The sequence below is a fragment of the Microbacterium sp. NPDC057741 genome (genome assembly GCF_042798735.1).
Lineage (GTDB): Bacteria > Actinomycetota > Actinomycetes > Actinomycetales > Microbacteriaceae > Microbacterium.
This window is the reverse complement of sequence record NZ_JBHVJW010000007.1, coordinates 51,633-75,646: the sequence shown is the minus strand read 5'-3', so window position 1 is coordinate 75,646 and position 24,014 is coordinate 51,633. Positions and strand designations below refer to the sequence as shown.

Below are 24,014 nucleotides of genomic sequence, written 5' to 3'. Positions count from 1 at the left end.
AGATCCCCTCCCCCGACTTCGGCATACGATGGAGGGCTATGTCTTCGCCCGTCATCGTCTATCCCCCGGAGCTGCCGGTCTCGGCCGCGCGGGGCGAGATCGCAGAGGCCATCCGCGACCACCAGGTCGTGATCGTCGCCGGGGCCACCGGATCGGGCAAGACCACCCAGCTGCCGAAGATCTGTCTCGAGCTGGGCCGTGAGCGCATCGCGCACACCCAGCCTCGCCGGCTCGCCGCACGCACGATCGCGGAGCGCGTCGCCGAGGAGCTGCACGTCGAACTCGGCGACCTGGTCGGCTACAAGGTGCGATTCACCGATCAGGTCTCGGATGCCACCCGCATCGCGCTGATGACCGACGGCATCCTGCTCAACGAGATACACCGCGACCGGCTGCTGCGGCGCTACGACACGATCATCATCGACGAGGCGCACGAGCGCTCCCTCAACGTCGACTTCCTGCTCGGCTACCTGCACCGCATCTTGCCCGAGCGCCCCGACCTGAAGGTGATCATCACCTCGGCGACGATCGATCCGGAGAGCTTCGCGGCGCACTTCTCGGACCCTTCCGGCAAGCCCGCCCCGATCATCGAGGTCTCCGGTCGCACCTACCCGGTCGAGATCCGCTACCGACCGCTGGTGGATGAGGCGGAGGACACGCCCACCGATCCTGAGCCCGGCGACGAGGTCACGGCGATCGTCGGCGCGCTGCGCGAGCTCGACCGCGAGCCGGCCGGTGACGTGCTGGTGTTCCTGCCCGGCGAGGCCGAGATCCGCGACGCCGCGGAGGCTGTTCGGGCCGCGTACCGCTCCCAGACGGCGCCGGTCGAGGTGCTGCCGCTGTACGGCCGCCTCTCCGCCGCCGAGCAGCACCGGGTCTTCGAGCCCTCGAAGGTCGCCGGCGTGCGACGCCGCGTCATCCTCGCCACGAACGTCGCCGAGACCAGCCTCACGGTGCCCGGCATCAAATACGTCGTCGACACCGGCACCGCCCGCATCTCGCGATACAGCAATCGCTCGAAGGTGCAGCGCCTGCCGATCGAGGCCGTCTCCCAGGCATCCGCGAACCAGCGATCCGGTCGCGCCGGCCGCACCAGCGACGGGATCGCGATCCGCCTGTACGGCGAGGACGACTTCGAGAAGCGGCCCGAGTTCACCGAACCCGAGATCCTGCGGACCTCGCTCGCCTCGGTCGTGCTGCAGATGCTCTCCCTCGGATTCGGAGACATCGCCGAGTTCCCGTTCCTCACTCCGCCGGACTCGCGCGGCGTCAAGGCCGCGCTCGACCTGCTCGGCGAGCTCGGCGCGGTCGTCGCCTCGCGCGACGGCGCACCGCGGCTGACCCGCATCGGCCGCGACATCGCGCGGATGCCGATGGACCCGCGATTCGCCCGGATGCTCGTCGAGGCGGCCCGCACAGGGGTGACCCACGACGTGCTGCCGATCGTCGCCGGGCTCTCGATCCAGGACGTGCGCGAGCGACCGTCGGCGGAGGCACCGCAGGGTGTCCGCGACGAGGCAGACCGTATGCACGCCCGCTTCGCGGACCCGACCAGCGACTTCCTCACCCTGCTGAATCTCTGGAACCACCTGCGCGAGCAGCAGAAGGAGCTCGGGTCGAGCGCGTTCCGGCGGATGTGCCGCAGCGAGCACCTGAACTACGTGCGCGTGCGGGAGTGGTTCGACGTGCACCGGCAGCTGCGGACGCTCGTGAAGAGCCCGGTTCCTGAGCGATCGAAGCCCCAGTCACCGGTTCCTGAGCGAGCGAAGCGAGACGAAGGGCGCCCGACGACCGGTGCGGGCAACGGCGACGCCATCCACCGCGCGATCCTCGCAGGCCTGCTCTCGCAGATCGGCATCCTCGACGAGCGCACCGCCAGCCCGAGCGCGAACAAGAACAAGAACAAGGACAAGAACGGCAAGCGCCGCATCGCCGAGTACCGCGGCGCGCGCGGGATCCGGTTCTCGATCTTCCCCGGATCGGCGCTGCGCAAGAAGTCGCCGCCTGCCGTGATGGCCGCCGAGATCGTGGAGACCTCGCGCACCTTCGCGCGCACGGTCGCTCAGATCGATCCGGCATGGGCCGAGGCCCTCGCCGGCGACCTCGCCAAGCGCCAGATCTCCGAACCGCACTGGTCGAAGGATGCCGGCGCCGCCGTCGCGTCCGAGAAGGTGACGCTGTTCGGCGTGGAGATCATCCCGCGTCGGCGCGTGCAGTTCGCCCGCATCGATCGCCCCGGCGCCCGCGAGCTGTTCGTGCGGCACGCCCTCGTCGAGGGCGAGTGGGATCCGTCCAGGATCGACAAGCGGGTGAGCGCGTTCTGGCGCGCCAACGCAGAGCTGCGTCGCCGGCTGGAGAAGCTCGAGGAGCGCGAGCGCAGGCGCGACATCCTCGCCGGCGATGAGGCGGTGTTCCGCTTCTACGACGAACGTATTCCTGCCGACGTATACGACGTGCGCTCCTTCGAGACGTGGTGGCGCGAGGCCCTCGCACAGACCCCGAAGCTTCTGGTGATGCGCGAGAGCGACCTGGTCGATGATGACGAGCGCGCGGATCAGAGCGAGTTCCCGACGCGCTGGCCGCAGGGTGATCAGGTGCTCGGCCTGGCGTACCGGTTCGAGCCCGGCGCGCCCGACGACGGCGTGAGCGTCGTCATTCCGCTGGCGCTGCTGCAGCAGGTGCAGGACACCGGCTTCGACTGGCAGGTGCCAGGGCTCCGGGCCGAGTTGATCACCGCGCTGCTGCGCGCGCTGCCGAAGGCGATCCGCCGGCACGTCGTGCCCGCTGCGGACTGGGCCGAGAAGTTCGGCGTCGAGCTGGCGGACGCCGGGCCGGAGAAGCACACCGGGCAGCCGCCGCTCTCCCTGGTGGAGGCGCTCGCCCGGCGCATCCTGCCTCTGGCCAACCAGAAGGTGTCGGCGGCGGACTTCGAGATGGAGCGGGTGCCGTCGCACCTGCGGATGAACTTCCGCGCCGTCGACGAGCGCGGCCGCGTGGTCGGCTCGAGCCGCGACCTCGGCGAACTGCAGGACCAGCTGGCCGGTCGCGCCAGGCAGAGCGTCGCGCGGCAGATCTCGCGCGGCGACGAGCCGAAGGGGCGCCGCAGCGGCACGCCCCAGGCTGCGGCGGCATCCGTCGCCGCAGCCTCCGCTCGCGGCCCGATCGAGCGCGACGGAATCACCACCTGGGATGTCGGAGACCTGCCGGAGGTGCTCGACACCAAGGTCGCAGGCGGGATCGTGCGCGGCTACCCCGCGCTGGTCGACACCGGCAGGGCGGTCGCGCTGCGCGTCGAGGCGACGGCGGATGCCGCGGCTGCGGCGACCCGCGACGGCGTGCTGCGCCTGGTGCTGCTGAACGTGCCCTCGCCGTCGTCCTATGTGCAGGAGCACCTGACAGCTCCGGAGAAGCTCGCGCTCGCGGCATCCCCCTACCAGAACGTGCAGGCGCTCATCGAGGACTGCCGCAACGCTGTCGCGCGCGCCCTCATCGAGCGTGCGGCACCGGGCGGGGTCGTGCGCTCCGAGGCGGAGTTCGCGCGGGTGCGGGATGCCGTGAACGCGGCGCTGGTCGACGAGCTGTTCGCATGCGTGTCGCTCGTCGCCCGCATCCTCACGAAGTCGCGCGACGTGGAGCGCGGCATCAAGAAGGAGAACTCGCTGGCTCTGCTCGCTCCGCTGAACGACATCCGCGCACAGCTGAGCGGGCTGGTGCATCCCGGATTCGTCTCGGAGACAGGGCTGGCGCAGCTCGCGCACCTGCCCCGTTACCTCGACGGCATGGTCGAGCGGCTGCGCGGGCTCGCGGATGCTCCGCGCAAGGACCGTACACGGATGACCGAGTACGAGCGCATGGCTGCGCTGTTCGCCGACGCCGGCGGTGCGGTGCCCCTCCCGGCCGACGCCCCCGCGTATCTCGTCGACGTGCGCTGGCTGCTCGAGGAGTACCGCGTGAGCCTGTTCGCGCAGCGTCTCGGCACCGCGCAGCCGGTCTCGCCTCAGCGCATCACGAAGGCGCTGGCCCAGCGCTGACCCGCCGCCCCGGCAGTGCGAGCAGCACCCCCGCCAGCAGGAGCACGGCGGCGAAGCCCGCGGCGAACCAGGGCGTCTCGACCGGAATCCCCAGGTACGTGGTGATGCCGAGGATGCGCGCGAGCCCCCACGGCAGCAGGCCCATCTCGTCGTTCCAGACGGTGAGCGCCGCCTCGAGCCCGATGAACCCGATGACGACGGACGGCACGAGCAGCCCGGCACCCGCCGACGCGAGCACGTATCCGGTGGCGCGGCGCGCCCCGACCTGGGCCGAGAGCGCCCAGCCGGCCGCGACGAACACCCAGAGGAACAGCGCGAAAGCGACCGCGATATATGCGGTGCGGGGCACCGGCTCAACCCAGAACGCGTACCAGTAGCCGCCCGGTCCGGTGAACGACAGTGCGAAGAGCGTCAGGATGCAGCGCAGCACCACGACCCCGCCGACCGCAGCGATCACCGGCCACGGCGAGTGCCGCCACACGAACAGGCGGATCATCAGCGCGAACAGCACCCATGCTCCGAGTACGACGGCCAGATGCGTCCAGGACAGGAACGAGGTCTGCACGGCGCGCGTCGCCACGAGCAGGGCCGCCGGCACGAGGAACAGCAGCCATCGGTCCAGATCGACCAGGCCGAGTGCCGATTCCCGTGCTCGCCACGGTCTGGTCGCCGCGACCCAGGTCGCACGGGCGGCGACGGCGCCCGGGCGGCGCACCAGACGGGTGCGTGCCGCCAGCACCCCGATGATCACCCACGCGATCGCGAGCACGAGCAGCCCTCGCGCGAGCCACGCCATCGTGTCGTCGCGCGCGGTCCGTTCGATGCCCGACTCTGCCGCCGTGAGGTTGAGCGCGGGATGATCGAGATCACTGCCATAGGTCTTCAGGTGCGCTGCGGCCAGCTTCTCGAACCTCGCCCGGTCGGCCTCCCACATCGCATGCGCGGCGGGCGAGAGGGTCGCGTGTCACTGGCCCTGGTGCAGCATCAGCGCGCGATACGCGGTGAGCATCCGCAGCGTGTCCGCCTCGTAGGCCAGCGCCCCGATGAAGTCGTCGCGCATCTCCGGCGACCGCCAGGTCGCGGCATCCGTCGCCGAGACGGTGTCGAGCATGCTCTCCGCGGTCGCGACAGCCTTCTCGCCGTCCGCGATGGCCCCGTCGATGCCGCCGTCGCTGTCGCGCACGATGGAGTACATGACATCGAGCACGGCGGAATCACCCGTCAGGATGTCCCACTCGAAGATCCACATCATCGGCGGCGGCTCCAGGCCGATGGCGAACACCCGCTGCTGCGCGAACGGGGCGACATACATCCCGTGTGCGATCGCGTCGCGCGAGTTCGCCATCGCAGAGGTGATCGCGTGAACCGTCTCCGGGTCTGTGCTGAGCCACTCCCGAGCCCAGTCGGCCGTCACCTCGGCGACGTCCGTCGACGGATCGCGGGCCAGGGATGCAGCGACCTGCGTGTTCAGCTCGTACAGCTGCCAGAACCCGGCCTTGAGGTACAGAGTCATGGGGCCGGCGCGCCACGGTCCACCGTCCTGGGTCCACACCCACACGCCGTCGATGTTCCCGTTCGCGGCGAGCAGCTGCTGCAGGGCGCGCTGGTACTCGGCGCCGAGATCGTTCGCGAAGGACCCGAAGTTCTCGAACTCGCGCCTGCTCTGGAACTCGATGATGCGCCGTTGCGTGCCCTGCTCGAGAGTGTCGTTCAGCGGGAGCCAGGTGTAGAAGTCGCCGAGCGTGTACTTGGTCGAGACGATCAGCGCCGGCGAGTCGATCCCGCCGAGCACGGCCTGGTAGGAATCGGCATTCGTGTGCATGTCGCCGACGGCGCCGATCCCCACGGACCAGGTGCGGAAGACGACCTCGCGCTCGGCAGCCTCCGCCTGAGACGTGAACGCCTCGAGCATCGTCCGCACGGCGTCGACGGTGGTCACGCTGAGGGACGAGTAGTAGTCCCAGCCTTCCACGTCGTACACCGTGCCCGCTTCGCCGATGCGGATCAGTACGCCGTCCAGCGCGGGAACGGCGTCGTACAGCTCGTCGAGGCCGGCGGTGTAGACGTCCCACAGCTCAGGGTCCTCGGTGTCGAGTGAGCCGAACCGGCCCTTCAGGTACCGCTCGAGTGGGCCGGTGAGGGCGAGCATGTCGGTGCGCAGGAACACCTTGACGCCGAGCTGATCGGCGCGCTCCCAGAACGGCGCGAACGCCTCGCGCATGGCGATCGCCTTGGCGCGGTGCTCGTCTCCCTCGGCGTAGACCGGGCCGCCCTGGACGCCGTCGAACGTGACGAACTCCACGAACCCGGGGAACGCGACCGCGTTGAACCCGTTCGCGAGCGAGTGCCGCAGGAAGACGTCGAAGTCGTCGTAGGCCGCCGCCAGCGCGGTCCGATCGATGTAGGGGGCATCCGGCGTGAACACGTCCGCGAAGGCCTTTGAGGCGTGCGAGTAGTCGGTGCCGGACTCCCATTCGGCCGGGTCGGGTGTCACGCCGACGGCACCGAGATCGGTCATCCGGAGCGGAAGCCGGGAAGCGTCATGCGCACCGATCAGGTCGGTGAGCGGTTTCGCGGCGCGCACCTGGGCCGCGAGGTCGTAGACGGCCCGGACCGTGCCTGCCTCGGTCGTCGCGCGGATGGTCAGCGCCGCGGCATCCCCGGTGATGGCGTACGCGTCGTCGGTGCCCTCGGCGGCGGCACCGACGGCGAGCGTGGCCTCCCCCGCCGTCGCGCCGGCATCGGCGATCGCGTCGCGCAGCTCGTCCACGGCGACCGCGACGCGCTCGGAGTCGGGGACATCCGACACGTCGATCCTCGGCGGAGCGACCGGGTCGGCGACCGGTCGAGCCGCCGCGGCCGCAGGATCCATCGGCGAGGACTGTTCGACACGGATGCCCAGCGCGTCTCCGACCGCGGCTGCGGTTCCTGCGCCGAGCGCGAGCAGCACGATCGCGGTGACGACGGCGAGGATGCCTCGTCGTCGCGCCGTCGTCATTCTCCGATGATAGGGGCGGCGACGGCCGTGGAGCGCCGCGTTAGCCTGGGTGCATGGCTCGCGCGATCGTGTTCTCGGAAATCGGCTCACCTGACGTCCTCCGCCTCGTGGAGGTGCCGGATCCGGTTCCGGGCGAGGGCGAGGTCGTGGTGCACATCGAGGCGGCCGGCGTGAACCCGATCGACGCCAAGCAGCGCAGCGGTGGCCGTCCGCTGCCGCCGTTGACCGAGCCCCGGCACGTCGGCTTCGACGGCGCGGGCACGATCGCCCAGGTGGGAGCGGGCGTGAGCGGATTCGCCGTCGGCGACCGCGTGGCGATCCGCGACACCCTCGGCACCTACGCCAGCCAGCTCGCCGTGCCTGTGGCCCATCTCGCGCATCTGCTCGACGGCGTCACCGCCGCAGAGGGCGCGGCGATCGCGATCCCCGTGGGCACCGCGTACCAGTCACTGCGCTCGCTCCGAGTCGTGAAGGGCGAGACTCTGCTCGTGCACGCCGGCTCGGGATCGGTCGGTCAGGCCGCGATCCAGTACGCCGTGCTGTGGGGCGCGACGGTGGTCGCCACCGCGAGCCCCGCCAGGCACGATCGGCTGCGCGAGCTCGGCGCGATCCCGATCGCCTACGGCGACGGGCTCGAGGAGCGGGTGCGCGAAGCCGCCCCGCAGGGCGTCGACGTCGTGCTGGACTGCGCGGGCACGGATGAGGCGATCCAGGCATCCCTCGCCCTCGTCGCCGACCGCGATCGCATCGCGACGATCGTCCGCGGACCGGATGCCGCGTCCTTCGGCATCCACGCGTACTCGGGGGGCAGCCCCGAGCCGTTGACCGAGGAGCAGCTCTCCTGGCGCGCGGAGGCGCTCCCCCTGACGATCAACCTGCTCGTCGCCGGCGACTTCTCCGTCGAGCTCGGACCCGAGCTGCCGCTGGCCGAAGCCGCCCGCGCGCACGAGCTCGTCGAGTCCCGCGCCGTGCAGGGCAAGATCGTCCTGATCCCTTGATCCGCTGGTCCATTCCCGGGACTGCAACAGTTCGACACATGCCGGGGGCGTGACCGGCCGATCTCCGAAGATAGGGGGATGACCTCCCCCGACACCGTCTCCGCCGCTGCCTCCTTCGCGACCGCACAGGTGCAGCACGGCTTCGAGGCCGGGGCGCCGCACCGCACCGCGGTGCCGCCGATCCATCAGACCGCCGCCTACGAGTTCGCGAGTCTGCAGGAGGCGGCCGACCTGTTCGCGCTGCGCAAGTCGGGCATCATCTACAGCCGCAACTCCAGCCCGACCCAGCTCATCCTCGAGGAGCGCGTCGCGGCGCTCGAGGGCGGCGTCAGCGCGGTCGCCGTGGCCTCCGGCCAGGCAGCCGTCGCGATCACGCTGCTCGCCCTCGCCGGCCGCGGCGGCCACATCGTCGCCGCCAACCAGCTCTACGGCGGCTCGGTCGACCTGCTGCAGGACACCCTCGACGACTTCGGCATCACGACGACGTTCGTCGACCAGGATGACGCGAATGCCTGGCGCGCAGCCGTGACGCCGCAGACCCGGGTGTTCTTCGCCGAGTCCGTCGCCAACCCGATCGCTCAGGTGCTCGACATCCGCCTGGTGGCCGACATCGCGCACGAGGCGGGCGTCCCGCTCGTGATCGACAACACCGTCGGCACCCCCTACCTGATCCGCCCGGGCGAGCACGGCGCCGACTTCTCGGTACACTCGGCGACGAAGTTCCTCGCAGGACACGGCACTTCTCTCGGCGGCGTCGTCGTCGACCTCGGCAGCTTCGACTTCGGCGCGGAGCCCGAGAAGTGGCCGCAGTTCACCCGGGCACAGCACCGCTTCGGCGATGTGGTGCCGTGGGAGGAGTTCGGTCCGACCCGCGCGTTCACCGTGCTGGCGAAGTCGAAGTACGTCAGCGACCTCGGCCCGGCGCTGTCGCCGTTCAACGCATGGCAGATCCTGCAGGGCATCGAGACGCTCGATCTCCGAGTGTCTCGCCAGAGCAGTTCCGCGCTGAAGATCGCCGAGCACCTCGCCGACCACCCCAAGGTCGCCGCCGTGCACCACCCCGGCCTCGACGGGAACCCGTGGCACGGGCTCGCAGGACGCTACCTGCCGCGCGGCGTGCCCTCGGTGTTCTCCTTCGACCTCGCTCCCGACGGCGACGAGGACGAGCTCGAGCGGGTCGCCCGACTCATCGACGGGCTCCAGACGTTCCGTCTGATCGCGAACATCGGCGACGCACGCAGCATCGTCGCGCACCCGGCGCTGATGACGCACAACCATCTGAACGCCGAACAGCGCGCCGCCGCCGGTATCTCGCTGGGCACCATCCGCGTCTCGGTCGGCCTGGAGGATCCCGCCGACCTCATCGCGGATCTCGAGCGCGCGCTCGCGCTCCTCTGACTCGGAGTCCGGGGGTGTCGGGCCCTCGGACTCCGACCTTTCGTCTCGCTTCGCTCGCTCAGGGTCCGGTTCCTGAGCGAGGAGCGCAGCGACGAGACGAAGGGCGCCCCGCTACGCTGAAACCATGACTGGACTGCGTTGGGGAATCCTCGCCACCGGCGGCATCGCGACCGCCTTCACCTCCGATCTCCGCACCGCGGGCCTCGATGTCAGGGCCGTCGGCTCCCGCTCGCAGGAGTCTGCGGACGCCTTCGCCGCGGCCTTCGACATCCCGCACGCCCACGCCTCCTACGAGGCGCTCGTGGCCGACCCCGATGTCGACATCATCTACGTCTCGACCCCGCATCCGATGCACCACGCGAACGCCCGACTCGCGCTGGAGCACGGCAAGCACGTGCTCGTCGAGAAGGCGTTCACCGTCAATCGCGCCGAGGCCGAGGACCTGCAGGCCCTCGCCGCCGAGAAGGGCCTGCTCGCCATGGAGGCGATGTGGAGCCGCTACCTGCCGCACATGGTGCGCATCCGCGAGATCATCGCGGCCGGCACTCTCGGTGAGATCCGCGCGGTGATGGCCGACCACACCCAGAGCCTTCCCACCGACCCCTCGCACCGCATCAACGCGCTCGAGCTCGGCGGCGGCGCGCTGCTCGACCTCGGCATCTACCCGATCTCGTTCATCTGGGACGTGCTGGGCGCGCCCACCAGCATCCAGGCATCCGGACGTCTTCTCGACACCGGGGCGGATGCCGAGGTCGCGACCGTCATGACCCACGCGGGCGGTGCGGTCTCGACGAGCCTGTCCTCGTCGCGGGCCGCAGGGCCCAACACCGCGGCGATCGTCGGCACGGATGCCCGGATCGACATCGACAGGGTGTTCTATTCCGCGACCTCGTTCCGCGTCGTCGGGACGGACGGCGAGGTGCTCGAGGAGTACCGCACTGAGATCGACGGCCGCGGCATGCAGTTCGAGGCCCTCGCCGCCGAACGCCTGGTCGCCGAGGGCAACCTCGCCGGCGACATCCTGCCGATCGCCGAGACGGTGGAGATCATGGGCGCGCTGGACGAGATCCGCCGCCAGATCGGGGTGCGCTACCCCGGAGAGGAGCAGGCCTGATGGCTGACGAGACGGATGCCCGCGTCGCGGTCTACCTGGACTTCGACAACATCGTCATCTCCTGGTACGACCGGGTGCACGGCCGCAACGCCTACTCGAAGGACCGGCAGCGCATCGCCGACGACCCGCACGACGCCGAGGTGGCCGAGCGGCTGAGCCGCGCCGTCATCGATGTCGGCGCGATCATCGACTACGCGTCGTCGTTCGGCACCCTGGTGCTCACTCGCGCCTACGCCGACTGGTCGTCGCCTGTGAACGCCGAGTACCGCTCGCAGCTGGTCGCCCGTGCGGTCGACCTGGTGCAGCTGTTCCCGGCCGCCGCGTACGCGAAGAACGGCGCCGACATCCGCCTCGCCGTCGACGCGGTGGAGGACATGTTCCGGCTGCCCGACCTCACCCATGTGGTGATCGTCGCCGGCGACAGCGACTACGTGCCGCTCGCGCAGCGCTGCAAGCGCCTCGGCCGCTACGTGATCGGCGTCGGGGTCGCGGGCTCCACGGCGAAGTCGCTGGCCGCCGCGTGCGACCAGTTCGAGTCCTACGACTCGCTGCCCGGCGTCGACAGACTCATCATCGAGAAGCGCGCGGCGAAGCCGCGCAGCGCCCCCAAGGCGGATGCCCCGCAGGCGACCGAACCCGCAACATCCGATACAAAAGATTCGGATCCGGAACCCGCGCAGAAGCCCGCAGCGAAGCGCAGGAACACGAAGAAGGCACCGGCCGCACCGGTCGATGACGACGTCGATCTGACCTCCGAGGAGCAGATCGAGGCATCCGCGCTGCTGATCCGTGCACTGCGCCTGGGGCACGACAAGGCCGACGCCGACGAGTGGCTGCACAGCTCGACGATCAAGACCCAGATGCGCCGCATGGACCCGTCTTTCAGCGAAAAGGCGCTGGGTTATCGGTCGTTCTCGGACTTCCTGAAGTCGCGTGACGACATCGCCGAGCTCTCCGAGACGGGGCATGAGCGACAGGTGCGACTGAAGGGCGACTGAGCGACCGAAATAGTTAGCCCCCTATTCAGAACGGGTCTGAGAGGGCTAGGCTGGCGACGCCCTGGGGTGGGCGAAGCTGGGGACGAAACTCAACGAGGAGTGGCGTCATGCGAAACATATCTTTCCGACGGTCGGTCGCGACCGCCGCGGCGCTCGCGCTGGCGGTCGGGCTTGCCCCGGTCACAGCGGCGACAGCGGAGACCCCACCGGCGACGGGCGGCCAGTCCGCCTCGCACGCCAAGGATCGAGCCGCCGAGTACGCCCGCCGCATCCTGGCGTCGATGACGCTGGAGGAGAAGATCGGGCAGCTCTTCATCCTGTTCGCGTACGGCCAGACGGCCACGACGCAGGATGCGCGGAACACCGCACTGTACGGACAGCCCGACGCGGCCGGCATCATCTCGGAGTACGAGCCCGGCGGCTTCATCCTGTTCTCGGCGCGTGACAACGTCACCGACCCGGTGCAGGTCGCCACGCTCTCGAACGGCCTGCAGGATGCCGCGGCGGATGCCGGCGCCGGCATCCCCCTGCTGGTCAGCACCGACCAGGAGCAGGGCATCGTCACCCGCATCGGATCCCCCGCGACTCTGTTCCCCGGCAGCATGGCGCTCGGCGCCGGAGGCAGCTCGAAGGACACCCGCAGGGCCGCGGCGATCACCGGCCAGGAGCTGTTGGCGATGGGCATCCAGCAGAACAACGCCCCCGACGCCGACGTGAACGTGAACCCGGACAACCCCGTGATCGGCGTGCGCAGCTTCTCGTCCGATCCCGCCCTCGTCTCGCGTCTGACCGCCGCAGCGGTCGCCGGCTACCAGGACGACGCCGGCATCGTCGCGACTGCCAAGCACTTCCCCGGACACGGCGACACCGCCACCGACTCGCACAGCGGCCTGCCGCTGATCACGCACACGCTCGAGCAGTGGCAGCAGATCGACGCGCCGCCGTTCAAGGCCGCTATCGCGGCGGGCGTCGACTCGATCATGACCGCGCACATCGTGATGCCCGCCCTCGATGACAGCGGCGACCCCGCCACCCTGTCGAAGAAGATCGTCACCGGCCAGCTGCGCGAGGCCCTCGGCTTCAAGGGCGTGATCGTCACCGACGGCCTCGAGATGGCAGCCGTGCGGCAGAAGTACGGCGACGGCGAGGTCGCGGTCCGTGCCCTCGAGGCCGGCGTCGACCAGCTGCTGCTGCCCGCTGCGCCGCAGGAGGCGTACCGCGCCGTCGAGGACGCGGTGGCATCCGGCAGGCTCACCGAGCAGCGCATCGACGAGTCGGTGCAGCGCATCCTGGTCATGAAGTACAACCAGGGCGTGACGAAGCACCCGAACGTCGACGTGTCGAAGGTGATGGACAAGGTGGGCAAGCGGTCGAACCTCCGAGCCGCCGAGAAGATCACCGACCGCACCACCACCGTGGTGCGCAACGAGAACGGCGCCCTGCCGGTCAGCATCACCGGCAAGAAGGTGCTCGTCACCGGGTACGGCGTGAGCACGGGGCAGAACCTTGCCGCTCAGCTCACCGCGCGAGGCGCGACCACCACCGTGCTGACGACGGGCACCGCTCCGACGCAGGCGCAGATCACCGCGGCCGCTGCCGCCGCGCAGGACGCGGATGTCACTGTCGTGCTCACCACCGGCGTCAAGGCCGCGAGCACGCAGCGGGCGCTGGTCGCCGCTCTGGATGCCACGGACACGCACCTCGTCGTGGCCGGCGTGGGCACCCCGTACGACATCAACCAGCTCGGCGAGGTGGACGACTACATCGCGACCTATTCGTACGCGATGCCCGCACTCGCCTCGCTGGCGAAGGTCATCACCGGCGAGATCAGCCCGAGCGGCAAGCTGCCCGTCGACATCTACTCCGGCACCGACCCGACGCAGATCCTGTACCCGCTCGGCCACGGACTCACCTGGTGACCCCGGAACGATGAGGAGAGAAGCAGACATGAGCATCTCGAGACGCGGCCTGTTCGGCGCGGCAGGCGTCGCCGCGGCCACGGCCGCCGGCGTCGCGATCACCGGCACCTCGGCCACGGCCGGCACGGCGTCGGCGTCCGCTGCAGGCGGCCGGCGCATCCGCACCGGCGCCGACATCGCGGCATCCGACAAATGGCGCATCTTCGCCGGCCGCAAGGTCGGCGTGATCACCAACCCCACCGGCGTGCTGGAGGACTTCACCAGCATCGTCGACGACATGGTCGCGCGCGGCGTCGACCTGAAGGCGGTGTTCGGACCCGAGCACGGGTTCCGCGGCACCGCCCAGGCCGGCGAGGCGGAGGAGACCTCCGTCGACCCGCGCACCGGCGTCACGGTCTACGACGCCTACGGGGCGACGGTCACGAAGCTGGCCGGGTTCTTCACCACCTCCGGCATCGACACCGTCGTCTTCGACATCCGGGATGTGGGTGCGCGCTTCTACACCTACATCTGGACGATGTGGACGGCGATGCAGGCCGCGTCGCAGGTGGGCGGCATGCGCTTCGTCGTGCTCGACCGCCCTAACCCGATCGGCGGCAGGGCCCGCGGGCCGGTGCTGCGCCAGGGCTTCACGTCAGGCGTCGGGCTGCTGGAGATCTCCCAGCAGCACGGCATGACCGTCGGCGAACTGGCGCTGTTCTTCAACGCGACCTTCATGGAGCGCGCGGGCGTGGCGAAGCTGGACGACCTGCAGGTCGTGCAGGCGAAGGGATGGCGGCGCGAGATGGTCGGACCAGACCAGGCCGACCGCTGGATCCCGCCGTCGCCGAACATGCCGACGCCGGAGACGGCGACGCTGTACCCGGGCACTGGCATGGTCGAGGCGACGAACTGGTCGGAGGGCCGCGGCACCACCCGCCCCTTCGAGCTGATCGGCGCCCCGTACATCGACTACCGCTGGGCGCAGGCACTGAACGCCAAGAAGCTCGCGGGGGTGGAGTTCCGCGAGGCGTACTTCACGCCCACCTTCTCGAAGAACGCCAACGTGATCTGCGCCGGCGTGCAGGTGCACATCATGGATGCAGCGAAGGTCGACGCGATCGCGGTCGCGACGCACATGCTCGTCGAGGCCCGGCGGCTCTACGCCGAGTTCGACTGGCGCGGGGACGGCGGCCGGTGGATAGGACTGCTCACCGGCTCCGGCCGGTTCCAGGAGCAGCTCGAGGCCGGAGCATCCGCCGAGGAGATCATCGCCGCGTGGCAGCCCGAGCTGCAGAAGTTCCGCGACGATACCGAGCCGTTCCTGCTGTACGGAGGTCCGCGATGATGCGCCGCACGAGGAGGGTCGGGATCGCACTGGCAGGTCTCGCCACCGCCGGCCTGCTGGCGACGGGAGCGCTCACGCCGGCGTTCGCGGATGCCACGGGGCGCGCCCGCACCGGTCAGTTCGATCAGCCGTTCGAGGGATTCATGAAGAGCAGCACGACCCTGCGCGACAGCACCCCGAAGGCCGTCGGCCTTGATCCGGCGCCGATCGATGCGGCGTGGAAGGCCATCGACGGCTTCGCCGCCCCGACCGATCCCGCGGCGAAGCCGATGTACGCGTCGGCAGTCGGGGTGATGGGCCATCAGGGCCGCATCGTCAGCGAGCACGCCACCGGCTATTCGCTGCTGTACAAGGACGGCACCACCAAGCTGCCCGAGGATCAGCGCATTCCGGCTGCGCAGGACACCATCTACGACATGGCGTCGGTGAGCAAGCTGTTCACCTCGATCGTCATCATGCAGCTGGTCGAGAAGGGCCTCGTCGACCTCGACGCGACCTACGGCAGCTACATCCCGGAGTTCGCGAACGGCGGCAAGGAGACGATCACGATCCGGCAGATGCTCACGCATACCTCGGGTCTGGTGAGCTGGCTGCCGCTGTGGAGCAACTATCCGGACAAGGCGTCGCGCATCAAGGCCGTGATGGACGTCCCGGTGAAGAACAAGCCGGGCACGGTGTACGAGTACTCCGACCTGAATCTCATCTCCCTCGGTGTGCTCGCCGAGCGACTCACCGGAAAACCGCTCGACGTGCTGGTCGCAGAGGGCATCACCGATCCGCTGAAGATGGTCGACACCGGGTACAACCCGGATGCGAGCCTGAAGCCGCGCATCGCCGCCACCGAGTACCAGGTCTCCCCCCGCCCGCGGGATGGTCTGGGGGTCGGTGCACGATGAGAACGCCTGGAGCCTGGGCGGGGTCGCCGGTCACGCCGGCGTGTTCTCCACGACGCACGACATGGCGATCCTGGCGCAGACGATGCTCAACGGCGGCACTTACGGCGGCGAACGGATCCTGTCGGAGAAGTCCGTGCAGGCGATGATCACCGATGAGAACACCGCGTTCCCCGGTGACTCGCATGGCCTGGGGTTCGAGCTGAACCAGCTCTGGTACATGGGTGGACTCAGCTCGGGCACCACGGCGGGCCACACCGGGTACACCGGGACGTCGATCGTGATCGACTTCCGCTCGCGCTCCTTCGCAGTGCTGCTGACGAACCGGGTTCACCCCAGCCGTGACTGGGGCTCCAACAACCCGTCACGCCGCGCGATCGCACAGGGCCTCGCTGAGGCGCTGGCTGTCTCGCCGCAGAAGGGCAGGACGGAGTGGTTCGGCGGGACGCAGGATGCCGCGGAGCACACGCTCTCGGTCGCCGTCCCCGCGGGAAGGAACCTGTCGCTCTCCTTCGACGTGTTCGCCGATCTGGAGGAGACCGACATCTTCGCCCTGGAGGCGTCGTCGGACGGCGGTGCGACCTGGGCGCTCGTGCCCTACACGGTGCGGTACCCCGATCGCACCGTCGAGACCGACGGCACCTTCGACAACCAGGGCCATCGTGACTGGGGCAAGGCGACCGCCGCTCTGCCCGCCGGCACGAACGAACTGCGCTGGCGGTACACCACCGATCCGAACACCCAGGGGCGCGGCGCGTTCGTCGACGGTGTGATGCTGCGCGACGGCCGTCGCGTGGTGCTCAACGGCGAGGCGGACCGTGCCGCGTTCACCGCGGACGGGTTCACCGAGGTCACTCGCTGACAGCGGGATTCGCGCCCCGCGGCATCTTCGGATGCCGCGGGGCGCGAGTCTGCGCGCTCGATTTTCTTGAACATGTTCAAATAAGGCGATACTCTGGTGTCATGACATCCCCGTACGCGCTTGCGCTGGGTCCGCACCTGGGCGAACTGCATCCGACGCTGCAGGCGTACTTCTCGGGAGTCGGCGCCGGGCAGGTGGGCATAGGCGAGGGCGTCTTCGACCGGATCGGAACGCGGCGCACGTGGCTGGCGCCCTTCCTGCGCCTGCTGCAGCGGCGCGGCGTCCTCATCGCCGGCTGGCACGCCGGCATCCCCTTCCGCGTCGAGAACCGGGTCGTGGCGGGCCGGGCGACGGCGGCACGCATGCTTCGGCTGCCCGGCGGCTCCTGGACCATGCACGACCGCGTCAGCCTGGCACCGAGCGGCCACCTCATCGACGAGCTGGGCGAACCCGTGACAGTGAGCGCGAGCTTCAAGGCAAGTGTGGTCGATGGCGCCGTGGTGCTGCGCAGCCGGGCCGTCGGTCTGCGGGTCGGCAGGCTCAGGCTTCGCGTCCCCCGCATCCTCTCGCCCGTCGTGCGACTGCGCGAGGCGCACGACTCCGCGACCGGCACGCAGCGCGTCGAGGTCACGATCGACGGCCCGCTGATCGGCCGTGTCTACGAGTACGGCGGGACATTCGCCTATCGGATCGAGGAGGACGCACGATGAGCGGTGGCAGAGTCGTGATAGGAGGGTCGTCGGGCTTCATGGGCCGGCACCTGGCTGCGCACCATCGCGCAGCGGGCCGCGAGGTCGTGACCGTCTCCCGCTCCGGTGCCGACCTCACCTGGGCGGATCAGTCCGGCATCGATGCGGCGGTCGACGGCGCCGCGCTGGTGATCGGCCTCGCAGGCAAGAGCGTGAACTGCCGTTACACCCCCGAGAACAGGGCCGAGATCTTCGCCTCGCGCCTGGACACGACAGCCGCGCTCAGCCGGGCGATCGCCGGCGCCGCCGCACCGCCGGCACTCTGGGTGAACTCGTCCACCGCGACGATCTACCGGCACGCCGAAGACCGGCCGATGACCGAGACGGATGGCGAGCTCGGCACCGGATTCTCCGTCGAAGTCGCCAAGGCCTGGGAGCGCGCGCTCTTCGCCGACCCTCTGCCGGCGACTCGCCGCGTGGCTCTGCGCAGCACGATCGTGCTGGGAGACGGCGGCGTGCTCGCCACACTGCGCCGGTTGGCCGGGGTCGGACTCGGTGGTGCGCAGCACGACGGCCCCTGGCCGGTGGGTCGCCGCCGCCGCGAGGCCGGCACCGCGCACTTCCCTGGTGCGCGTGCGGGTCGGCAGCGGTTCAGCTGGGTGCATGTCGACGACATCGTCGGCATCGTCGACTTCCTCGAGTCACACCCCGAGCTCTCGGGGCCGGTCAACGCGGCGTCGCCGAACCCGGTCGACAACGCGGAGTTCATGGCGACAGTCCGGGGCGTGCTCGGTGTGCGGTTCGGCCCGCCGATGCCCCGGTGGATGCTGGAGCTCGGGGCCGTCGGCATCCGCACTGAGACCGAGCTGATCCTCAAGAGCAGATGGGTGCTGCCTGAGACGCTCACTGCAGCCGGATACAGGTTCCGACACCCGGATCTTGAAGAGGCGGTGCGTGCCTCCTTCGGCCTCGAGCCGGCCGCTGCCTGAGCAGGCTCAGGCCTCGTCGCCCGGCTGCTCCTTCTTGCGCTTGGCGATCTCGTCGCGCAGGCGCCACTCCTCGATCTCGCGATCGAGGTCGGCGATCTGCTCCTCGGTGCTGCGCGTGTCCACCGGATGCGCCGGAGCGACGGGCGCCGACGACTGCTGCTTGGCAGGCCGCTCAGACCGCTCACGCCCGAGCCGGATGCCGCCCTCGGGGTACTCCCGTCCGATCGCGAACCACAGAATGCCGCCGATCAGCGGCAGGAACACCACCAGCAGGATCCACACGAGCTTGGGCATGTGCTTCACCTGCGAGTCGTCGCGGGTGATGATGTCGATCAGCGCCACGACCGTCAGAACGAGGACGAGAATCGAGAGCACGGGCATGCCCTCAGTCTAAGGCGTGGGCTCGGACGCAGAACCGGTCGCGACCGGGAGCTCAGGACGGTTCGACCACGCGCTCCACGAGCCCGGATACACGGTCACCTCGCGGTCGATCAGGGCGCCGGCGAGGGCGAACTGCGCCGCGGTGATGCCCGATCCGCAATATGCCGCCACCGGAATGTCCGCCGTCGCACCGACCTCGTCGAACGCCGCGGCGATGTCCGTGGCGGGCCGGAACCGGCCGTCCTCGGTCAGCAGCTGCACGATCGGCAGGTTGACCGCGCCTGGCACGTGCCCTGCGACGGGGTCGATGGGCTCGGTCTCACCGCGGTATCGTTCGGCGGCGCGCACGTCGACGAGCACACCCGTCTCCGGCCATGCAGCGGCTCCGGCCGTGTCGATCGCACCCGCATCGCCCGGAGCATCCACCTGGATGTCGCTGGCCTCGACCTGGTCCTCCTCGGTCTGCACCTCCCCGCCGCCGGCGAGCCACGCCTTCCAGCCGCCGTCCAGCACGCGGACGTCGGCGAAGCCGGCGCGCCGCAGCGCCCACCACAGACGCGACGAGGCCAGCATCCCGGCGTCGTCGTAGACGACCACCGGCACGCCTGCGCGCACGCCCCAACGGCGCACCGCAGCCGCGAAAGCGTCGTCGGAGGGCAGCGGATGGCGTCCCTCACGTGGGTCCGCATGCCGGGACAGCTCGCCCTCGACGTCGACGAACACGGCGCCGGGGACGTGCCCGGCGAGGTACTGGTCGCGGCCGTCGTCGCGGCCGAGCTTCCAGCGGGCGTCGAGAACGCGCACCTCGCCGTCCTCGACGAGAGCGCGGAACTCGGCCGCGGAGATGATCGGACTCACGGGACGATGTGTCCGGCGGTGCGGAACAGCTCGTACCACTCGGGACGGGTGAGCTCGACGTCGGCTCCGGCCGCCGCATCCGCCACCCGCTGCGGGGTGGTCGTGCCGAGCACGACCTGCATGTTCGCCGGGTGCCGCGTGATCCACGCGGTGGCGATGCCGAGCGGAGTCACGTCGTACTTCGCGGCCAGGCGCCTGAGCACGGCGTTCAGCTCGGGGTAGTCCGGGTTGTCCAGGAACACGCCGTTGAAGAATCCGGCCTGGAACGGCGACCAGGCCTGGATCGTGATGCCGTTGATGCGGCAGTAGTCCACGATGCCGCCGCCGTCGAGCACGACGCTCTGGACGGCGCCGTCCATGTTCGAGGCCACGCCCTGCGCGATGATCGGCGAGTGCGTGATCGACAGCTGCAGCTGGTTCGCGATCAGCGGCTGCGTGACCGCGGTGCGCAGCAGATCGATCTGGCGGGGCGTGTGATTCGAGACGCCGAAGGCGCGCACCTTGCCCGAGGCGCTGAGCTCGTCGAACGCGCGCGCGACCTCCTCCGGCTCGACGAGCGCGTCCGGCCTGTGCAGCAGCAGCACGTCGATGTAGTCGGTGCGCAGCGCCTTCAGCGAGCCCTCCACCTGCGCGACGAGGTGCTCGTACGAGAAGTCGAACATCTGGTGCTCGGGCACGATGCCGGCCTTGGTCTGGATGGTGATCTCGCTCCGCTCGGCGGCGCTGAGGTTCAGCGCGGAGGCGAACCGGTCCTCGCAGACATGCATCGCCCCGCCGTAGATGTCGGCGTGGTCGAAGAAGTCGACGCCCGCTTCCCGGGCGGTGTCGTAGAGCTCCCGCACCTCCGCATCCGTCTTGTCGGGGATGCGCATCATCCCGGCGATGACGGCGGGAGCGGTCTGGGTTCCGAACGGCACTGTCTTCATGATGACAACGCTACTCCGCAACGTTCATGTCACGGATGCCGGGGCGCGCTACCGTGAGGGGATGAACGCTCCGATCGACCCGACGCGCACCTCCGCCTGGGCGGACCTCACCTCGCTGCGGGAGTCCTTCTCGCCCGACCTGCGCGGCTGGTTCGATGCCGATCCGCAGCGGGTCGAGCGTCTCACCCTCGACCTGGCCGACCTGCACGTCGACCTGTCGAAGAACCTGGTCACCGACGAGATCCGGGATGCCCTCGTGCGGCTCGCCGAGCAGACCGGCGTCGCGGAGCGCTACGCGCAGATGCTCGAGGGCACTCACATCAACACCACCGAGGACCGCGCGGTGCTGCACACTGCTCTGCGTCGTCCGATCGATGCCGAGCCGACGCTGGTCGTCGACGGTCAGGACGTGGACGCCGACGTGCACGAGGTGCTCGAGGCCCTGTACGTCTTCGCCGACCGCGTGCGCTCCGGCGACTGGGTCGGTGTCACCGGCAAGCGAGTCACGCACGTCGTGAACATCGGCATCGGCGGCTCGGACCTCGGCCCGGTGATGGTCTACGAGGCGCTCAAGCCTTACGCGGATGCCGGGATCCAGGCCCGGTTCGTGTCGAACATCGACCCCACCGACCTCGCGCAGAAGACCGCCGACCTCGACCCGGAGACGACGCTGTTCATCGTCGCCTCGAAGACGTTCACCACTCTCGAGACGCTCACCAACGCGCGTCTCGCGCGGGACTGGCTGTGGGCCGGCCTCGCGGCATCCGGTGCGATCTCCGACGACGACGCGAGCAGGCAGGACGCCGTCGCGCACCACTTCGTCGCCGTCTCGACCGCGCTCGACAAGGTCGCCGCCTTCGGCATCGATCCCGCGAATGCGTTCGGGTTCTGGGACTGGGTCGGCGGACGCTACTCGGTGGACTCGGCGATCGGCCTGTCGCTGGCGATCACCTTCGGCCGCGACGCGTTCCGCGAGCTGCTGTCCGGGTTCCACGCCGTCGACGAGCACGTGCGGACCACGCCGCTGGAGCGCAACGTGCCGGTCGTGATGGGGCTGCTCAACGTCTGGTACGTGAACTTCCTCGGCGCGCAGTCGCACGCGGTGCTGCCGTACGCGCAGCAGCTGAGCCGCTTCCCCGCGTATCTGCAGCAGCTCACCATGGAGTCCAACGGCAAGTCCGTGCGCTGGGACGGGTCCCCCGTCACGACCGACACCGGCGAGGTGTTCTGGGGCGAGCCTGGGACCAACGGCCAGCACGCGTTCTACCAGCTGATCCACCAGGGCACGCGACTGATCCCCGCCGACTTCATCGCTTTCGTGAACCCGGCGTATCCGCTGCAGGACGACGGCCGCGACGTGCACGGACTGTTCCTGGCGAACTTCCTCGCGCAGACGAAGGCGCTCGCCTTCGGCAAGACCGCGGAAGAGGTCGAGGCCGAGGGCACGACCGGCGCACTGGTGGCGGCGCGCACGTTCAGCGGCAACCGTCCGACGACGTCGATCTTCGCGCCGGCGCTCACGCCGTCCGTGCTCGGCCAGCTGATCGCGCTCTACGAGCACATCACGTTCACGCAGGGCACGATCTGGGGCATCAACTCCTTCGACCAGTGGGGTGTCGAGCTGGGCAAGCAGCTCGCCCTGCAGATCGCCCCGGCGATCGAGGGTGACGCGGATGCCGTGGCCACGCAGGATGCGTCAACCCAGGCGCTCCTGGCGTACTACCGCGCGCACCGCAACTGAGCGTCACCCCGCCGCGCCGGAGCGGACCGCCCTGGCGAGCTCACGCATCTCCGCCGTCGGCTCACCGAGCGCGATGATGTTGTCCTCGCTGTCGCTGAACCACGCACTGCGTTCCCCGCCGAGATCGGCGATCCCGTCGACGGTCCTCAGACCGGGGAAGTCGTAGTCGTGGAACACGACGCCGCGGTCGCGCAGCGCCGCGACATCCCGGTCGAGGTCGTCGGTCTCGAGGGTGAGCGCGGTGTTCTGCGCGGTGCCGGCGAAGTCGGTCGCGTACACCAGCACGATGGTTCCGCCGACGTCGTAGAACGCGTTCCCGGACATCTCGTCGGTGAACACCGGGTCGCGTCCCAGGACGTCGCGCCACCACTGCTTCGCGCGCCCGAGGTCCTTCGCCGGGAGCACGGCCATGGCCGTGAGATTCTCGAACATGATGATCCCCAAACAAGGGGCCTCGACATCCGCACGCCGGCCCAGCGCAGCGCCACGGCGATCAGGGCGTACGACGGGTGCCCCTCGGGCGCGATTTTACTCCCGCGCTCTTCTCCGCGACAGCCAATTCCGGTGCGGGTACCCTCGGTGGATGGACGACGGCATCGAGATCGGCGCGCTCGCACTGAACGTCAGCATCCCGCAGGAGCTGCGCTGGCAGGACGAGCGCCGAGGCGAACGCTTCGAACTGCAGTCGATCACCGTACGGCTGCTGCCGGACGGGATGCTCGCGGCGAAGGCGTATGGACGGCCGGTCGCCGGCGGGCGCGGCGCCTACGTGTCGTTCAACGTGCAGCACTCCCCAGAGATCGACGCGCTGATCACCGGCGCGGCGACTGCGGCCGGCGCGCGCTGGGCGGCGCATCAGGGACTCTGAGGCAGGCTCTCCAGGTCGAGCACCCACTCGTTGAAGGTCAGATCAGCGCCGCGGAACTGGTCGGTCTTCGTGCCCATCAGCTCGAAGCCGCCGTGCCGGCAGACTCCGTTCGAGGCGGCGTTGTCGACCGAGGGGTACGCGGTCAGGTATCGTGCGTCGCCGCGATGATCCCGCACATCCTCGATCAGCAATTCGATCGCTCGGGAGGACACGCCGCGTCCCTGCGCCTCGGGAAGCACGAACCACCCGGCCTCACGGACCGGCTGGTCGCGCCACTCCGCGCCCCAATGCGCGATCGAGCCGAGCGGATGCCCCTGCTCGTCGACGATGACGAAAGTTCTCGCCGTACCCTCCTCCCACAGCCGCAGGTACTTGGCGTTCCGATCGATCACCTGCTGCTCGGTCTCGGGGCCGTTCAGATGCGCTGTCATCTCCGAGGTGTTCGCCGCCTGCAGCAGACCGAGGTCTTCGGCCTGCCAGGGGCGGAGTCGCAATGAGTCCATGCCGCCAGCATCCTCCTCGCCTCCGACATCCGATCGCCGTGACGCGATGCGCCTGTCGAAGTGTCGGCAGCGGTGCCTAGTGTGGTTGCTGGCGGGAGACGGACTGCCGCCGCGGAGGAGCGTGTGACATGGACTGGAAGATCGAGCTGATCCACGTACCGGTGACCGATGTGGACCGGGCGAAGGAGTTCTACGTGAAGATCGGCTTCAACGCGGATCACGACCACCAGGTGAACGACCAGCTGCGCTTCGTGCAGATGACGCCGCCGGGATCAGCCTGCTCCATCGCCTTCGGCACCGGTATCGGCGGCGACCTCGAGCCGGGACAGCAGGACAGCATCCAGGTGGTAGTGCCGGACGCCGACGAGGCTCTGGCCCATCTGCGCAGCCTCGGCGTCCCCGCCGACGGCGTGGACGAGCAGCCCTGGGGCCGGTTCGTCACCTTCGACGACCCGGACGGCAACGCCTGGACTCTGCAGCAGATCCCGGACTACGGCGCCCAGGGCTGAGAAGCTGAGCCT

21 protein-coding genes are annotated in these 24,014 nt (G+C 69.7%); 14 read left to right on the top strand and 7 right to left on the bottom strand.

The window, feature by feature from the left end:
* The first annotated feature begins 38 nt into the window (after positions 1 to 38).
* On the top strand, positions 39 to 4,031 hold the full coding sequence (gene hrpA / locus ACFVDO_RS18075; RefSeq protein WP_378859830.1) for an ATP-dependent RNA helicase HrpA: 3,993 nt from the start codon (positions 39 to 41) through the stop codon (positions 4,029 to 4,031).
* On the opposite strand, the gene ACFVDO_RS18070 is transcribed toward hrpA, so the two are convergent.
* Together ACFVDO_RS18070 and ACFVDO_RS18065 are read right to left on the bottom strand one after the other, a co-directional pair.
* Positions 4,006 to 4,965, bottom strand: coding sequence for a hypothetical protein (locus ACFVDO_RS18070; protein ID WP_378859829.1), 960 nt, complete (start codon positions 4,963 to 4,965; stop codon positions 4,006 to 4,008). The genes hrpA and ACFVDO_RS18070 overlap by 26 nt on opposite strands.
* Before the next feature lie 30 nt (positions 4,966 to 4,995).
* Positions 4,996 to 7,029: a hypothetical protein gene (locus ACFVDO_RS18065; protein WP_378859828.1), complete on the bottom strand. Its 2,034-nt coding sequence runs from the start codon at positions 7,027 to 7,029 to the stop codon at positions 4,996 to 4,998.
* Positions 7,030 to 7,082: 53 nt separating this feature from the next.
* On the opposite strand from ACFVDO_RS18065, the gene ACFVDO_RS18060 reads away from it, so the two are divergent.
* The 10 genes from ACFVDO_RS18060 to ACFVDO_RS18015 all read left to right on the top strand — a co-directional run bounded on the left by ACFVDO_RS18060 (position 7,083) and on the right by ACFVDO_RS18015 (position 18,216).
* Entirely contained in the window at positions 7,083 to 8,027 is a 945-nt protein-coding gene (locus ACFVDO_RS18060; RefSeq protein ID WP_378859827.1) for a zinc-binding alcohol dehydrogenase family protein, read from the top strand.
* 78 nt (positions 8,028 to 8,105) lie between these two features.
* Positions 8,106 to 9,425: an O-acetylhomoserine aminocarboxypropyltransferase/cysteine synthase family protein gene (locus tag ACFVDO_RS18055; protein WP_378859826.1), complete on the top strand. Its 1,320-nt coding sequence runs from the start codon at positions 8,106 to 8,108 to the stop codon at positions 9,423 to 9,425.
* Positions 9,426 to 9,549: 124 nt separating this feature from the next.
* Positions 9,550 to 10,539, top strand: coding sequence for a Gfo/Idh/MocA family protein (locus ACFVDO_RS18050; protein WP_378859825.1), 990 nt, complete (start codon positions 9,550 to 9,552; stop codon positions 10,537 to 10,539).
* A complete protein-coding gene (locus ACFVDO_RS18045; protein WP_378859824.1) occupies positions 10,539 to 11,537 on the top strand; it encodes an NYN domain-containing protein in 999 nt (332 codons plus the stop codon). The genes ACFVDO_RS18050 and ACFVDO_RS18045 overlap by 1 nt, the downstream gene beginning before the upstream one ends.
* 107 nt (positions 11,538 to 11,644) lie before the next feature.
* Positions 11,645 to 13,456: a glycoside hydrolase family 3 protein gene (locus ACFVDO_RS18040; RefSeq protein ID WP_378859823.1), complete on the top strand. Its 1,812-nt coding sequence runs from the start codon at positions 11,645 to 11,647 to the stop codon at positions 13,454 to 13,456.
* Positions 13,457 to 13,484: 28 nt separating this feature from the next.
* Positions 13,485 to 14,783 carry an exo-beta-N-acetylmuramidase NamZ domain-containing protein gene (locus tag ACFVDO_RS18035; RefSeq protein ID WP_378859822.1) on the top strand — a complete coding sequence of 433 codons (1,299 nt, stop codon included), beginning with the start codon at positions 13,485 to 13,487 and terminating at the stop codon, positions 14,781 to 14,783.
* Complete coding sequence (locus ACFVDO_RS18030) at positions 14,780 to 15,679, top strand: serine hydrolase domain-containing protein (RefSeq protein WP_378859821.1); 900 nt, start codon at positions 14,780 to 14,782, stop codon at positions 15,677 to 15,679. Before ACFVDO_RS18035 ends, ACFVDO_RS18030 begins: the two co-directional genes overlap by 4 nt.
* Complete coding sequence (locus ACFVDO_RS18025) at positions 15,669 to 16,538, top strand: serine hydrolase (protein WP_378859820.1); 870 nt, start codon at positions 15,669 to 15,671, stop codon at positions 16,536 to 16,538. The genes ACFVDO_RS18030 and ACFVDO_RS18025 overlap by 11 nt, the downstream gene beginning before the upstream one ends.
* Positions 16,539 to 16,639: 101 nt before the next feature.
* Positions 16,640 to 17,248 carry a DUF4166 domain-containing protein gene (locus ACFVDO_RS18020; RefSeq protein WP_378859854.1) on the top strand — a complete coding sequence of 203 codons (609 nt, stop codon included), beginning with the start codon at positions 16,640 to 16,642 and terminating at the stop codon, positions 17,246 to 17,248.
* Positions 17,245 to 18,216, top strand: coding sequence for an epimerase (locus ACFVDO_RS18015; RefSeq protein WP_378859853.1), 972 nt, complete (start codon positions 17,245 to 17,247; stop codon positions 18,214 to 18,216). The genes ACFVDO_RS18020 and ACFVDO_RS18015 overlap by 4 nt, the downstream gene beginning before the upstream one ends.
* Before the next feature lie 6 nt (positions 18,217 to 18,222).
* Here the strand turns inward: ACFVDO_RS18015 and ACFVDO_RS18010 are convergent, their stop codons facing one another.
* Genes ACFVDO_RS18010 through ACFVDO_RS18000 form a run of 3 tightly spaced genes read right to left on the bottom strand, consistent with a single transcriptional unit; the run spans position 18,223 to position 20,381 of the window.
* A complete protein-coding gene (locus ACFVDO_RS18010; protein WP_378859852.1) occupies positions 18,223 to 18,597 on the bottom strand; it encodes a PLD nuclease N-terminal domain-containing protein in 375 nt (124 codons plus the stop codon).
* Between the two features lie 9 nt (positions 18,598 to 18,606).
* Complete coding sequence (locus ACFVDO_RS18005) at positions 18,607 to 19,455, bottom strand: sulfurtransferase (protein WP_378859851.1); 849 nt, start codon at positions 19,453 to 19,455, stop codon at positions 18,607 to 18,609.
* Positions 19,452 to 20,381 carry an aldo/keto reductase family oxidoreductase gene (locus tag ACFVDO_RS18000; RefSeq protein ID WP_378859850.1) on the bottom strand — a complete coding sequence of 310 codons (930 nt, stop codon included), beginning with the start codon at positions 20,379 to 20,381 and terminating at the stop codon, positions 19,452 to 19,454. The genes ACFVDO_RS18005 and ACFVDO_RS18000 overlap by 4 nt, the downstream gene beginning before the upstream one ends.
* A 61-nt stretch (positions 20,382 to 20,442) precedes the next feature.
* On the opposite strand from ACFVDO_RS18000, the gene pgi reads away from it, so the two are divergent.
* Positions 20,443 to 22,122, top strand: coding sequence for a glucose-6-phosphate isomerase (pgi, locus tag ACFVDO_RS17995; RefSeq protein ID WP_378859849.1), 1,680 nt, complete (start codon positions 20,443 to 20,445; stop codon positions 22,120 to 22,122).
* A 3-nt stretch (positions 22,123 to 22,125) separates the two neighbouring features.
* Here the strand turns inward: pgi and ACFVDO_RS17990 are convergent, their stop codons facing one another.
* Positions 22,126 to 22,554 (bottom strand): VOC family protein, encoded by a 429-nt coding sequence (locus ACFVDO_RS17990; RefSeq protein WP_378859848.1) that lies wholly within the window; start codon positions 22,552 to 22,554, stop codon positions 22,126 to 22,128.
* 151 nt (positions 22,555 to 22,705) lie between these two features.
* Between ACFVDO_RS17990 and ACFVDO_RS17985 the strand changes: the two genes are divergently transcribed.
* Positions 22,706 to 22,990, top strand: a complete 285-nt coding sequence (locus ACFVDO_RS17985; protein ID WP_378859847.1) for a hypothetical protein — start codon at positions 22,706 to 22,708, stop codon at positions 22,988 to 22,990.
* On the opposite strand, the gene ACFVDO_RS17980 is transcribed toward ACFVDO_RS17985, so the two are convergent.
* Positions 22,978 to 23,493: a GNAT family N-acetyltransferase gene (locus ACFVDO_RS17980; RefSeq protein WP_378859846.1), complete on the bottom strand. Its 516-nt coding sequence runs from the start codon at positions 23,491 to 23,493 to the stop codon at positions 22,978 to 22,980. The two genes, ACFVDO_RS17985 and ACFVDO_RS17980, sit on opposite strands and share 13 nt — an antisense overlap.
* Before the next feature lie 128 nt (positions 23,494 to 23,621).
* Here ACFVDO_RS17980 and ACFVDO_RS17975 point away from each other — a divergent pair, with 128 nt between their 5' ends.
* Positions 23,622 to 24,002, top strand: a complete 381-nt coding sequence (locus ACFVDO_RS17975) for a VOC family protein (RefSeq protein ID WP_378859845.1) — start codon at positions 23,622 to 23,624, stop codon at positions 24,000 to 24,002.
* Positions 24,003 to 24,014: the final 12 nt, after the last annotated feature.

Excerpts from the sequence above, each read along its gene's own strand:
- ACFVDO_RS18055 (WP_378859826.1), top strand. The coding sequence starts at position 8,106 with ATGACCTCCCCCGACACCGTCTCCGCCGCTGCCTCCTTCGCGACCGCA.
- ACFVDO_RS17975 (WP_378859845.1), top strand. The coding sequence starts at position 23,622 with ATGGACTGGAAGATCGAGCTGATCCACGTACCGGTGACCGATGTGGAC.
- ACFVDO_RS18065 (WP_378859828.1), bottom strand. The coding sequence starts at position 7,029 with ATGACGACGGCGCGACGACGAGGCATCCTCGCCGTCGTCACCGCGATC.
- ACFVDO_RS18045 (WP_378859824.1), top strand. The coding sequence starts at position 10,539 with ATGGCTGACGAGACGGATGCCCGCGTCGCGGTCTACCTGGACTTCGAC.
- ACFVDO_RS18000 (WP_378859850.1), bottom strand. The coding sequence starts at position 20,381 with ATGAAGACAGTGCCGTTCGGAACCCAGACCGCTCCCGCCGTCATCGCC.
- ACFVDO_RS18070 (WP_378859829.1), bottom strand. The coding sequence starts at position 4,965 with ATGTGGGAGGCCGACCGGGCGAGGTTCGAGAAGCTGGCCGCAGCGCAC.
- ACFVDO_RS18030 (WP_378859821.1), top strand. The coding sequence starts at position 14,780 with ATGATGCGCCGCACGAGGAGGGTCGGGATCGCACTGGCAGGTCTCGCC.
- ACFVDO_RS18010 (WP_378859852.1), bottom strand. The coding sequence starts at position 18,597 with ATGCCCGTGCTCTCGATTCTCGTCCTCGTTCTGACGGTCGTGGCGCTG.
- hrpA (WP_378859830.1), top strand. The coding sequence starts at position 39 with ATGTCTTCGCCCGTCATCGTCTATCCCCCGGAGCTGCCGGTCTCGGCC.
- ACFVDO_RS17985 (WP_378859847.1), top strand. The coding sequence starts at position 22,706 with ATGGACGACGGCATCGAGATCGGCGCGCTCGCACTGAACGTCAGCATC.
- ACFVDO_RS18040 (WP_378859823.1), top strand. The coding sequence starts at position 11,645 with ATGCGAAACATATCTTTCCGACGGTCGGTCGCGACCGCCGCGGCGCTC.
- pgi (WP_378859849.1), top strand. The coding sequence starts at position 20,443 with ATGAACGCTCCGATCGACCCGACGCGCACCTCCGCCTGGGCGGACCTC.
- ACFVDO_RS17980 (WP_378859846.1), bottom strand. The coding sequence starts at position 23,493 with ATGGACTCATTGCGACTCCGCCCCTGGCAGGCCGAAGACCTCGGTCTG.
- ACFVDO_RS18050 (WP_378859825.1), top strand. The coding sequence starts at position 9,550 with ATGACTGGACTGCGTTGGGGAATCCTCGCCACCGGCGGCATCGCGACC.
- ACFVDO_RS18060 (WP_378859827.1), top strand. The coding sequence starts at position 7,083 with ATGGCTCGCGCGATCGTGTTCTCGGAAATCGGCTCACCTGACGTCCTC.
- ACFVDO_RS18020 (WP_378859854.1), top strand. The coding sequence starts at position 16,640 with ATGACATCCCCGTACGCGCTTGCGCTGGGTCCGCACCTGGGCGAACTG.
- ACFVDO_RS18035 (WP_378859822.1), top strand. The coding sequence starts at position 13,485 with ATGAGCATCTCGAGACGCGGCCTGTTCGGCGCGGCAGGCGTCGCCGCG.
- ACFVDO_RS18015 (WP_378859853.1), top strand. The coding sequence starts at position 17,245 with ATGAGCGGTGGCAGAGTCGTGATAGGAGGGTCGTCGGGCTTCATGGGC.
- ACFVDO_RS17990 (WP_378859848.1), bottom strand. The coding sequence starts at position 22,554 with ATGTTCGAGAATCTCACGGCCATGGCCGTGCTCCCGGCGAAGGACCTC.